This is a genomic window from Paenibacillus filicis, assembly GCF_038070315.1.
Classification (GTDB): domain Bacteria; phylum Bacillota; class Bacilli; order Paenibacillales; family NBRC-103111; genus Paenibacillus_G; species Paenibacillus_G filicis.
This window is the reverse complement of sequence record NZ_JBBPCC010000001.1, coordinates 809,179-821,169: the sequence shown is the minus strand read 5'-3', so window position 1 is coordinate 821,169 and position 11,991 is coordinate 809,179. Positions and strand designations below refer to the sequence as shown.

Annotated in this window: 10 protein-coding genes; 9 read left to right on the top strand and 1 reads right to left on the bottom strand. The window is 59.1% G+C overall.

Features of this window, described 5'->3' with window-relative positions:
* The first annotated feature begins 26 nt into the window (after positions 1-26).
* The 5 genes from cbiB to WMW72_RS03720 are packed head-to-tail and all read left to right on the top strand — an operon-like array spanning position 27 to position 6,591.
* Complete coding sequence (cbiB, locus tag WMW72_RS03740) at positions 27-1,016, top strand: adenosylcobinamide-phosphate synthase CbiB (RefSeq protein WP_341414054.1); 990 nt, start codon at positions 27-29, stop codon at positions 1,014-1,016.
* Entirely contained in the window at positions 992-2,125 is a 1,134-nt protein-coding gene (locus WMW72_RS03735) for an adenosylcobinamide-GDP ribazoletransferase (RefSeq protein WP_341414053.1), read from the top strand. The genes cbiB and WMW72_RS03735 overlap by 25 nt, the downstream gene beginning before the upstream one ends.
* A 16-nt stretch (positions 2,126-2,141) precedes the next feature.
* Positions 2,142-5,078 (top strand): cobyric acid synthase, encoded by a 2,937-nt coding sequence (locus tag WMW72_RS03730; protein ID WP_341414102.1) that lies wholly within the window; start codon positions 2,142-2,144, stop codon positions 5,076-5,078.
* Positions 5,079-5,101: 23 nt separating this feature from the next.
* Complete coding sequence (locus WMW72_RS03725; protein WP_341414052.1) at positions 5,102-5,671, top strand: cob(I)yrinic acid a,c-diamide adenosyltransferase; 570 nt, start codon at positions 5,102-5,104, stop codon at positions 5,669-5,671.
* Positions 5,668-6,591, top strand: coding sequence for an RluA family pseudouridine synthase (locus WMW72_RS03720; RefSeq protein WP_341414051.1), 924 nt, complete (start codon positions 5,668-5,670; stop codon positions 6,589-6,591). The genes WMW72_RS03725 and WMW72_RS03720 overlap by 4 nt, the downstream gene beginning before the upstream one ends.
* A gap of 398 nt (positions 6,592-6,989) precedes the next feature.
* On the opposite strand, the gene WMW72_RS03715 is transcribed toward WMW72_RS03720, so the two are convergent.
* Positions 6,990-7,736 carry a YdcF family protein gene (locus WMW72_RS03715; protein ID WP_341414050.1) on the bottom strand — a complete coding sequence of 249 codons (747 nt, stop codon included), beginning with the start codon at positions 7,734-7,736 and terminating at the stop codon, positions 6,990-6,992.
* 175 nt (positions 7,737-7,911) lie between these two features.
* Here WMW72_RS03715 and WMW72_RS03710 point away from each other — a divergent pair, with 175 nt between their 5' ends.
* From WMW72_RS03710 to WMW72_RS03695, 4 genes are all read left to right on the top strand, one after another.
* The gene (locus WMW72_RS03710; protein ID WP_341414049.1) at positions 7,912-8,286 is read left to right on the top strand and encodes an arsenate reductase family protein; all 375 of its coding nucleotides are present in this window, start codon (positions 7,912-7,914) and stop codon (positions 8,284-8,286) included.
* A gap of 32 nt (positions 8,287-8,318) precedes the next feature.
* Positions 8,319-9,407 (top strand): site-2 protease family protein, encoded by a 1,089-nt coding sequence (locus tag WMW72_RS03705; RefSeq protein ID WP_341414048.1) that lies wholly within the window; start codon positions 8,319-8,321, stop codon positions 9,405-9,407.
* A 53-nt stretch (positions 9,408-9,460) separates the two neighbouring features.
* Positions 9,461-10,645 (top strand): aminotransferase class I/II-fold pyridoxal phosphate-dependent enzyme, encoded by a 1,185-nt coding sequence (locus WMW72_RS03700; protein ID WP_341414047.1) that lies wholly within the window; start codon positions 9,461-9,463, stop codon positions 10,643-10,645.
* A 120-nt stretch (positions 10,646-10,765) separates the two neighbouring features.
* Positions 10,766-11,875, top strand: coding sequence for a LacI family DNA-binding transcriptional regulator (locus WMW72_RS03695; protein ID WP_341414046.1), 1,110 nt, complete (start codon positions 10,766-10,768; stop codon positions 11,873-11,875).
* Positions 11,876-11,991 lie beyond the last annotated feature (116 nt).

Here is an 11,991-nt window from a genome sequence, read left to right as displayed (position 1 = left end):
CTAACATAGATGGCGGGGGACGGGGCTTGTTGTTTTTTAGCTGGGAAGAGGCGTTGTGGATGGCGCTTGCGGCGATCGTCACCGATTGGATTATCGGCGATCCGGCTTGGCGGTGGCTTACGCATCCGGTCGTGCTGATCGGGAGATGGATCGCTTGGTTCGAGATCCGTCTGCGCCCGCAGGGGCTTGCTTTATCGGCCCGCTCTCTGCGCGTGCGAGGCATCGGGCTCACAGCCGTAACCGTCGGTCTGTCCTTCGCCGTGATAACCGCTATCGTCTGGCTAACGTCATGGATACACCCATGGCTCGGCTATGCCGCGAACGTCTGGTTCATCTCGACGACTCTGGCGGTGAAGGGGCTTAAGCAAGCCGCCATGGCGGTGTACGTCCCGCTGCAGAACGGTGAGCTGGAGGAGGCACGCAAGTATACGGGCTATATCGTCGGACGGGATACGACGAAGCTCGAGGAGCCGGAGCTCACCCGGGCGACGGTGGAGACGGTGGCGGAAAATATCGTCGATGCGTTCGTCTCTCCACTCTGCTACGCGCTGCTTGGAGGTGCGCCGCTTGCGATGCTGTACCGTGCCACCAATACACTGGACTCGATGGTTGGCTATAAAAATGAGAAGTACGCCGACTTCGGCTGGGCGTCCGCCCGATGGGATGACGTGCTTAATTATATCCCCGCGCGGCTCGCTGGCTTGCTGCTGATCCTCTGGGCGTATGCGGTCCCTGGATTATCTGGTAACCGCTCCGCGCGCTCGGTGCTGCGATTTGCCAAGCGTCATCCTAGTCCGAACAGTGGTATCCCTGAATCGGCTGCGGCTGGTGCGCTCGGGATCGAGCTTGGCGGAGTGAATGTATACCACGGCCGGGTCAGCGAGCGGGCCCGGATGGGCTGGCCGCTGCGTGAACGGCAGCGGGACGATATTGCAGGTGCCGTACGGATGCTGTACGGTGTAAGTTACTTGATTGCAGGAGGATTGCTCGTATGGGGACTGCTCCTCGTAGGCTAAGAGAGGCCGGCGCGGCTTGTGCGGCGGCTTTGCAGTTTTTGACCCGGCTGCCGGTGCCGGTGCGGCTGCATTATGATAACGCTTTGTTTCGCCGGAGCGTTATTTTTTATCCGCTTGCCGGCTGGCTGATGGGCGCGCTCACGGTGGCGTTCGGCGTGCTGCTTGCCGATGTGCTGGAGCTGCCCGCGACCGTGACGGCGGCGTTGACGCTGGCTTTCTGGGCGTCGCTTAGCGGAGCGCTGCATCTGGACGGCTTAATGGATACGGCTGATGGCGTATTGAGCCACCGCTCGCGGGAGCGGATGCTGGAGATTATGAAGGACAGCCGGGTAGGCGCGATGGGTGTGATCGTCTGCGTGCTGCTGCTGCTCGTGAAGTGGACGCTGTTGGCCGAGCTGCTGCCGTCATCGGGCAGCGTCGGCACATCGGCTTGGCTGCTGCTGCCCTTGGTCATGCTGTGGAGCCGCTGGTTTATGGTCGTCGCCATCTGGGGATGGCCCTATGCCCGCTCCGGCAAGGCTGCCGGGGGAGGCCATGTGCGTGTACAGGATGCGGATCATGTGCAGGAAGGCATCGAGCAGGCAGGCGATGCTGCAGCCGCTGTGGCGGCGGGAAGCGGAAATCATGAGCTTAGCGCTGCGCAGTCCCCTGAGAGCGGACAGGGCCAAGCTGAAGCGGGCCAAGCTGAAGTTGGTCAAGCGGCAGGCGAGAGTCAAGTAATAGGCCAGGATCAAGTGGCAATCCAGGGTCAAATAACAACCCAGGGTCATGCGTCAGGTAAGGACGCTTCCGACTCTGGCGGTGGGCTCGGCGGTTTTTTCCGCGAAGTCGGACGCAGGCATGTAGGGGCCGCTACGGTGGCGGCCGTGCTGCTGAGCGGGGCAGCTATCGGCTTGCCGGGGAGTCTGGGCTGGCTGACGCTGACAGCCGGACAGGCGCTGGGACTAGCCTTACTGACTATTGCATCCACGGTGCTTGTCGGGACGGCTGTGGCGGCGTATTTAAACCGTAAGCTTGGAGGCCTCACTGGCGATACCTACGGGGCGATCAATGAAGTGCTGGAAGCTGTGCTGCTGCTTGTGTTGATGAAGCTGGCGGCTCAGTGGTAGAAAGGAGCGGATGATGATGCTGGAGCGTTACGGGCATGGCGGCGATTTGCGAACGGCTGCGGAGCTATTTGGCACACCGGAGGAAGGATTTACCGATTATAGCTCCAATATGAATCCGCTGGGGCCGCCGGATGCGGTGCGACATATACTGACGGAGCGGTGGCGGGAGCTGATTCATTACCCCGACCCGGCGGTCCGGGAACTGACGGCCAGGCTGGCCGAGAAGCATGGCGTCGAGCCGGCCAGTATACTGGTCGGCAACGGGGCTGCGGAGCTGATCGACCTGGCGGTCCGGGTACTGCGCCCGCAAGTGACCGGTCTGGTCCGTCCCTCCTTCGGCGAGTACGAGGAGGCCGTGGAGAGAGCGGGAGGACGCATCGCGGATATTGCGGCCCATGAGCGGGACGGCTTCGGGGTCACGCTGGATGCCTTGCGTGAGGCGTCCCTGGACTGCGACACGCTGTTCCTGGGCCATCCCAACAATCCGACCGGCCGGGTACTGCCGGAGGAGGTGCTGAGATGGCTGGCCTCAGGCGCGGATGGCACGAGGGCTATCGTGGATGAGGCGTTCCTCGACTTCACGGAGAACGAGGAGAGATTGACGCTGGCACGCGATGCGGCGGCAAGTCAGCATCTAATCGTCATCCGCTCGATGACGAAGTTCTATGCGGTGCCGGGTATCCGGCTCGGCTATGCGATCGCTCATCCGGACATCATCGCTGGGCTGAAGCGGCTGCAGGTGCCATGGAGCGTAAATGCACTCGCTCAGTGGATTGGGCTGGCCGCACTGGAAGACGGCGAATACGCCCGCCGGACGCTGGCCTGGCTGGCTCCTGCGCGGGAGGAGCTGACTGCCGGGCTGCGCGGCTTGGGCTTAACTGTGTACGACAGCGACGTAAACTTTGTGTTGTTCTCGCTGAAGCCGCTGGGATTGCTTATCCCCGATGTGCAGCGGGCGATGGGCAGGCGGGGCGTGCTGCTGCGTGACGCCTCCACCTTCCCCGGTCTAGACGGCACGTACGGACGCCTCGCAGTTAAGGGGCAAGAGAGCAACGCTAAAGTGATCGTGCTGCTGGGCGAGGTGATCGGTGAACTGTTGGCAGAGAAGGACAGGGCATCTGCCGGGCAGTCTCTCGATATGCCGGAGACATCCTTGGATGCGGAGTCTTCATCCGAGAAGCGAATACGGCAGGAATCTGACGTGAAGCTTCAGAATACGGACGCTTCCGAGAATGTACTAGGCAGGCCATCAGGGCAATCAACGGGATCCATCTCGGATATGTCGGCTGCTCAATCGGCCGTGAATACTGCGCCGGGTCTTACCGCAATGGCCACAATTGGGCATAGTGGAGAACAAGAAGAAGCTGCTTCCGGAGGTCACGGCTATGCGAGAACGCTAATGCTGCAAGGCACGGCCTCCGATGTCGGCAAAAGCCTGCTGACGGCAGCCTTATGCCGCATTCTGCTGCAGGACGGCTACCGGGTGGCTCCCTTTAAGTCGCAGAATATGTCCTTGAATTCCTATGTCACTCCGGACGGCAAGGAGATCGGGCGGGCTCAGGGCATGCAGGCCGATGCCTGTCGGATTGCGGCTACGACCGATATGAATCCGATTCTGCTGAAGCCTAAGAAGGACATGGTATCGCAGGTCGTCGTTCACGGCAAGCCTTACCGCGACCTGGATGCCCGGACCTACCGGGAGAAATATTTGCCGGAGGCGGAGATTGTCGTGAAGGAGGCGCTTCACCGGCTAAGGCAGTCGGTCGACATCGTCGTGATGGAAGGGGCTGGAAGCCCGGCCGAGGTCAATCTGAAGAGCCGCGATATTGTCAACATGCGGCTTGCCGGGTGGGCCGATGCTCCGGTGCTGCTCGTCGCGGATATCGACCGCGGAGGGGTATTCGCTTCGCTCGTCGGTACGCTCGAGATTTTGACGGAAGAGGAGCGGGCGCGGGTTCAGGGATTCGTGATCAACAAATTCCGCGGAGACGTCACCTTATTGCAGCCGGGACTGGACTGGCTGGAGGAACGGACAGGCAAGCCGGTTCTCGGTGTTATTCCATATCTGCCCGATCTAGGCCTGGAGGATGAGGATTCGGCGTCGCTGGAACGCAGGCTGGCCGAGGGGCATGCCGGGAGTGCGGGACAGCCTGACTCGGCAGACGAGCGTCAGAAGCTGGATATCGTCGTGATTCGACATCCCCGGTTATCCAACTTTACGGATATCGATCCGCTGCTGCAGGAGTCCGATGTTCGCGTGCGGTTCGTGACGAAGGCCGGCGAATTCGGACGACCGGATGCGGTGATTTTGCCAGGGAGCAAAAACACGGTGGATGACCTCATCTATCTGCGTCAAGCCGGGCTGGACCGGGAGATCATACAGCTGGCAGCCGAAGGCGGCTGGGTGGTCGGCATTTGTGCCGGCTATCAGATGCTCGGCCAGCGGCTGCTGGATCCCGAGCTGGTGGAATCAGACCGTCCGGAGCTCCCGGGACTGGGTCTGCTGCCTACGGAGACGGTCTTTGCCGCCGATAAGCGTACGGTACGCGTGGAAGGCAGCACGAGGCTATATGCGGAGCAGGACGCCCACTATCCGGTTACCGGTTACGAGATTCATATGGGGCGCACGTCCTTCCTGGAGCCCGTCGAGCCTGCCTTTACCCTGGAGCCGGATGCGGTAAGCTCCAGTGCATCAGCGGGTTCAGGGGAAGCGCTCATCCAAGACGGAGTCGTGACGCAGGATGGAAAGCTGTGGGGCACCTATCTCCACGGGGTGCTGCACAACGATGATTTCCGTCGTGCCTTCCTGAATCGTATACGGGCCGGGAAGGGCTGGGCGCCTTTGCAGGCAGAGCTGCGCTTCCAGGAGCAGCGTGAGGCGGCGTTCGACCGGCTGGCGGAGCATGTGCGCAGCAGCTTGGATATGACGCGGTTGTATGAGATGATCAAGTAACCACATTCAGGGGAGGGTTTACGATGCGTATTTACACAAGAACGGGAGATGCCGGTCAGACCGGTGTGATCGGCGGACGGGTCGATAAGGACGATGACCGGGTGGAGGCTTACGGTACGACCGATGAGCTGAATTGTTTTATCGGGCAAGCGATGGGCTTCCTTGATCCGGAGAGGGATGCCGATCTGATGGCCGATCTGCTCGAAATTCAGCACGAGGTGTTCGATTGCGGTTCGGATCTGGCGCTGTTGAAGCAGGAGCTGCGGCCCTATAAGGTGAAGGCCGAGATGGTCGACCGGCTGGAGACGCTGATCGACAAATACGATGCCGAGACGCCGGACATCAAGCGGTTTATCCTGCCGGGAGGCAGTCTGGCTTCTTCCACGCTGCATGTCTGCCGGACGGTGTGCCGGAGGGCGGAGCGACGCGTCGTGACGCTGGCGCGGACTCAGCCGATTAACGAAGAGGTCAGACGGTACCTGAACAGGCTATCAGATCTGTTCTTCACGATCGCAAGAACCGCCAATCACCGTGCAGGTGTGGCGGATGTCGAGTATGTGCGGAGCGCCGAGGTGTTCCGCCGGAAGTCATGACGGCCTATTACAAGCCGCTGGAGTATATCGTACCGCCCGAGGACGACGGCTTGCTGCTGCGCACGGTGCTGCAGAAGCGGATGGGCCTGTCCCGCAAGCTGGTCTCGCGTCTCAAGCTGACCGAGGAGGGCATCACGGTCAACGGAGCGCGCAAATATATCGATGTGGCGGTACGTACCGGTGACTTGGTTGCCGCACGTATGGCCGAGGAGGATTCGGAGGATATTTTGCCGCAGGCGATGCCGCTGACAATTCTGTACGAGGATGACGAGCTGCTGATTCTGAACAAGCAGGCCGGTGTCATCGTGCATCCGACTCACGGGCACTACACCGGTACGATTGCCAACGGCGTTGTCCATTACTGGAAGGAGCGGGGCGAAAACTTCCGCTTCCGTCCCGTACACCGGCTGGATCAGGAAACGTCGGGCGCGCTGGCGATCGCCAAGAACCCTTACGTTCATCAGCAAATCTCCGAGCAGATGCAGGCGGACGGGCTTAAGAAGGAATATATCGCGCTTGTGCATGGTCTTGTCGCACAGGACGAAGGTATCATCGATGCGCCGATCGACCGTGATCCTGACTCCCCCCATATCCGCATCGTGACGGAATCCGGATACCGGGCGGTTACGCACTTCCGGGTGGAGCAGCGGTTCCGTGCGGCGACGCTGGTGCGCCTCCGGCTGGAGACGGGGCGCACCCACCAGATCCGGGTGCATATGAAGCACCTGGGCCATCCGCTGGTTGGGGACAGTATGTATGGCGTGGCGGAGGCGGACCGCGGCCTGATCGGGAGACAGGCCCTCCATGCGGCCACGCTTGGTCTGACGCATCCGGTCCTGAAACGCTGGATGGAATTCGAAGCGCCGATACCGGAGGATATGCTGACCTGTGCGAGACTGCTGGAGCGTGGCGAAGGCTGAGTCAAGACGGCTGAGTCGGAGCTGATAAGGGAGCGATAGCTGAACCGGTCTGCGGTCGGCGCTTATGAGGGCGCGAAAGCTGAACTGCGAAAGCTGAAGTGAACTTAGGCCGAGCACATGAGGGAGCGAAAGCTGAAGCGAACTTAGGCCAAGCACATGAGAGAGCGAAAGCTGATGCGAACTTAGGCCAAGCACATGAGGGAGCGAAAGCTGAAGGCGAACTTAGGCCAAGCACATGAGGGCGCGAAAGCTGAAGTGAACTTAGGCCGAAGCTCGTGAGGTGCAGTAGCCGAACCGGTCCGTAGCCGGACCTCCACAGAACTAGAACAAGCAGGACGTTCCTTGGGACCCAATGGAACGTTCTGCTTGTTTTTGCGTAGATGTGTTGAAGGGTCAGACTATTGCAGCATTCCGAGATATTCCTTCAGCGCGACCGACAGATTATCGAGCGCGGAGGCTTGCGGAATCCAGAGCTGGGTGAAGGAACGGGACTTCCCGCTGCCGCTTGTCCGGAAGTCCGTCGGGTATGGCGTTACCTTTACCTGCTGGGCTTCGAAGTGCTTGACCGAGCGGGCCATGTGAAAGGCCGACGTAATGAGCAAGGGATTCCTCAGTCCCTGCTTCGTCAAAATCTGCTGCGTATGCCGGGCATTCTCCTGCGTGTTCCGGCTGGTATCGTCCAGTAGGATCCGGTTCTCCGGTATGCCCAGCTCTAGCAGCATCCGCTTCGCCAGCTTTCCTTCATTGCCGGAAGCTTCATACACCTGCCCGCCTGAGAAAATAATCGGCAGTGGCTTGCGCTCATACAGCTGGACGGCGGTGATGACCCGCTGCAAGGTAGGTCCGGACAGCTGCCCTTCTCCAGCTGGGCTCGGGACGCCTGCCAGGGACCCGCCGCCAAGCACGATATAAGAGTCTCCCTCGAAGGATGCCGGAGGGGCGTACCGCTTCTCCAGGCTGCCGATCACCGCATCGGCGACCAGGGGCGTGGATAAGACGTACAGGATAACCGCAGCCGCCCCGATCAGCACGCCGGACTTGCGGTGGAGACGGATAAACACTACCACTGCGAGCAGCGCCAGCAACAGGATGAAGAATCCGGGGGGCAGCAGAAAGCTGTAAAGCGCTTTTAATACATAAATCATGCCTAGGCTCCTTTGCCGACAAAAGTTTCCATTGGTATCCATTATGGATGGATAACCGCTGCTTTTCAACTTTTGAGCCGGAGGCTGATGTCATTTGCAGTGGGCTTGCGTTCGTCGGTATAATAAAAAGCGTTACCTGGCCTGATTAATTTTCATAGAGAAAAGGATGAGAACTGTGACCCAACCGACCGATAAACTGACGATATACCATTACCCGGTCTGCGGAACCTGCCGCAGCGCCATCAAGTGGCTGGAAACGGAGGGCTGGGAGCTTGACCGGATTCATATCAAGGAAACGCCTCCTAGCGTCGAAGTGCTGCAGGAGCTGATCCCGCTTAGCGGACTGGACATCAAGAAATGGTTTAATACATCAGGCGAGGTGTACAAGGAGCTGCAGCTCAAGGACAAGCTCGCGGGTATGACCGAGGATGAGAAGATCAAGCTGCTGTCCTCGCATGGCATGCTGATCAAACGGCCGATCGTAACAGACGGCAAGCGCGTGACCATCGGCTTCAAGCCGGAAGCCTACACCGAGGCCTGGAGCCACTAAAACGATAAAAACCGAAGGGGCGTGGCTGTGCCTTGGAGCAGCAAACAAAACGTAAAAAGCAAAGTCCGCTATGGTATATCGGCGCGGCCGCCATGTTCCTGCTAACTCAGCTGAAAGCCCTCTTGCCCTTGCTCAAGCTAGGCAAGGCAGGTGGCGCGATCATCACGATGGCGATCTCGATCTGGGCGTATGCGCAGGCGTTTCCTTGGCAATTTGCCGTAGGCTTCGTCCTGCTCATCTTCATCCATGAGATGGGGCATGTCTGGGCGTCCAAGATCAAGGGACTTCCGGTGAGCGCTCCGGTATTCATCCCGTTCCTGGGCGCGATGATCAATATGAAGCGCCATCCGCGTGATGCGGCTACGGAAGCCTATGTCGCCTTGGGAGGGCCGCTGCTCGGCACGATCGGGGCCGCCGCCGTCTTCGCTGCGGCTTATATCTGGGACAGCGGACTGTTGTACAGCTTGGCCTATACGGGGTTTTTCCTCAATCTGATCAATCTGCTGCCGATTCATCCGTTGGATGGCGGACGGATTGCGACTGCCGTCACCCGCTGGCTGTGGCTGGTCGGTCTGATCGGCGGACTTGTCGTGATCGTCTATCTGAAAAGCTGGCTGTTCTTTATCATCTGGGCGATGTTCGCTTATGATCTGTACGTGAAGTACGTGAAGAACAGCAAGGGCAAGCAGGAGAAGCGGGCCGTAAGCGTGACCTTTATGATAGCTGCGGAGCCGTTGATCCAGCAGGGCTATCTGATACCTGGACCCGAGCACAAACGGGAGCTGCCCTTCACGACGTATACGGACCTGCAGGATGAGACGCAGCGCGTGGAGCTGTTCTGGGAAGGTCTTCAGTTTCATGGAACGGTGCCAATGACGCAGCAAGCGATCATTCACCGGACACATGTCACCGGCATCGAAAGAATCCAGAAGGAAGAGGGCGAGCAGCTCTCCATTAAGTGTCAGGTCGATTACACGCCTTACGATAATGACAAATATTATGAGGTACTGCCCTCGACAAGGTGGAGGTTCGGAATCAGCTACGTATCGCTGGCGGCCGTCCTGCTGCTGTTGATGTTCGGGGTTCATGAGTTGTCGGGGATCAGCTTCTTGCGCCGTTAGTCGTTAAGAGAATACGGAGTTTAAACGCAGAAGAAAGAGAGAGGATAGAAAGCATGAAGCGTTGGGAATCTAAGCGGCTGGCCGAACTTGGTTCGGCCATTTTTTCTGAAGTGGCGCAGTGGAAGCAGGAAGTGATCGCCCAGGGAGTCGATGTCATCGACTTGGGAATCGGAAGTCCGGACAGAGGGCCGTCAGAACGAGTCCGGAAGGCGCTCAGCGAATCGGCGCTGGATCCTATGCAATACGGGTATCCGGGGACGGAGGGAACACCGGAGTTCCGTCAGACGGTAGCGGATTGGTACAGGCACCGGTTCGGGGTTACCCTGGACCCTGCTTCGGAGATTGTGGCGCTGATGGGCTCCCAGGACGGGCTGGCTCATCTGGCCCTTGCTGTGACGGACCCTGGGGATATCGCGATCGTACCGGACCCGGGGTATCCGATTTACTCGGCGAGCCTGGTGCTTGCCGGGGTAAAGCCTTATCTCATCCCGCTGCGGGAGGAGCATGATTACTTGCCTGAGCTGGAGCAAATTCCCGAGACGGTCTTGAAACAAGCGAAGTTTATGCTGCTCAACTATCCGAGCAATCCGCTGTCGGCGGTGGCTACGGTTCCGTTCTTCGAGCGGCTTGTCGATTTTGCACGCCAACATGAATTGCTGCTTGTCCATGATGTCGCTTATTCGGAAATGGCCTTTGACGGCTTTCGACCTCCGAGTATTCTGGAAGTCGAAGGGGCCAAGGACGTTGCTGTCGAATTTCATTCGCTGTCGAAAAGCTTCAATATGGCCGGCTGCCGGATCGCTTTCATGGTCGGTCAGCCGGATGCCGTTCGCGCGCTTCGTACGCTGAAGTCGAATATCGATTACGGCGTCTTCTTATCCGTTCAGCGGGCGGGCATTGAAGCGATGAGAGAGGATATGGAACCTGGCAGCCAATCTGTGGCTGGACTGTATGAGCGGCGCCGGGATATCGTAATTGAGGGACTGCGGCAGATAGGTTGGGACATCCGCAAGCCTAAGGCTTCGATGTTTATCTGGGCGCCGATTCCGAAGGGATGGACTTCTCGACAAATTTCCCGGGAAATGCTGTATGCTGTGGGTGTTGTCGTCATTCCGGGCGATGCATTCGGCCAAGAAGGCGAGGGCTATGTCCGAATTGCGCTCGTTCAGGAGGAGGACCGGCTGAAGGAAGCGGTGAGACGGATCGGCGAATTTATGAAATCGATCCCGAACAAGTAATGGAATTTTGGAGGGAAGGGTGCGCCTTGATTACAGGGCGCATCTTTTTTTGCTGAGGCTGGAAAATTAGTATTGAATCCGTTTATAACACGTGTTATATTTGCGGTGAGGTGGATCAATATGGGGACGAAACGAGTCACCAGCTTCGACGTTGCGAAGCTTGCGGGCGTGTCCAGAAGCGTGGTATCCGCCGTACTGAACGGTACGCAGGGAATCGGGGTCAGCAGCGAGACGCGCGAAGCCGTGCTCTCGGCGATCCGTGAGCTGAATTACCATGTGGACGCCCAGGCGCGCGGGATGAAAACAGGCAAGAGCTTCAGCATCGCTGCCTTCGGGGATACCGGCAACCCGTTATTTTTGCAGATGTTGGAAGGGATGCAGCGCGCATGCGGCGAGTCCGGCTATCATCTGCTGATCAGCGGGCAGGGTACCCGTGAGGAGGGGCGATTCAAGCTGATCGATTTGTTTCTGCAGCGAAGAATCGACGGCATCGTGTCACTGGATGAGGTGAGCTATGCCGATCCGCAGTGGGAAGAGGCGGTCCGGCAATCCGGTGTGCCGTTCGTATCGGTCGAGGGATATGCGGAGACCCCTTCGGTTGTGTCGGTGCTGACGGATTACGGGCAGAGCATTAGGGATGCGCTGGAACTGCTTGCTGCCGCAGACGGCAGGGACAGAGCGCCCGTCTATATGCAGCTCGTGCTGGGGCGAAGTGCGGAGAATTGGGCTGAGCGGAGCAGGAGGCAGGCTTATCTAGATTGGTGCGCGGAGCGACAGCAGGAGCCGTGTATAGGAACCTTCGATATAGAGGACAGGGAAGCGGTGGAGACGCTGCTCGGGACGCTGCGCGAAGCGGATTCGATTCCTCCGATCCTATGCAACTGGTCGATCGGCGCGATCGCCGTCTACCGGTATGCCTACCGGCATGGCTTACGTATCGGGAGCGACCTGAGGGTGATGGCCGCGGACGACACGCTTCGGTCCAACCGGCATATGGTGCCAGCGCTCAGCGCGATGGAAATTCCATATGCGCGCATGGGGGAGGCCGCCGTGCAGGCGCTGCTTGAGCAGATCAACGGGAGCGGAGAGGCTGTGGAGCAGGAGCCTAAGCAGAAGCAGGCCGGCGAATCGGGAACGTCATCAGGGCAAGAGCCGGGTCTGGGATTCGTGCGGACTGTGGCGGGGAAGCGGTGGCTAAGAGCTTCCTATCAGCCGGGAGAAAGCATCTGACGCGTCAGAGACAGGACGGACGATCTGGAGAAGAGCTGAGGAACTGCGGCGTGGTCCCTACGCCAAGCAGGCTGGTTTTTTATTGGGATAGGCATGATCTCAGGTTAGACATATAT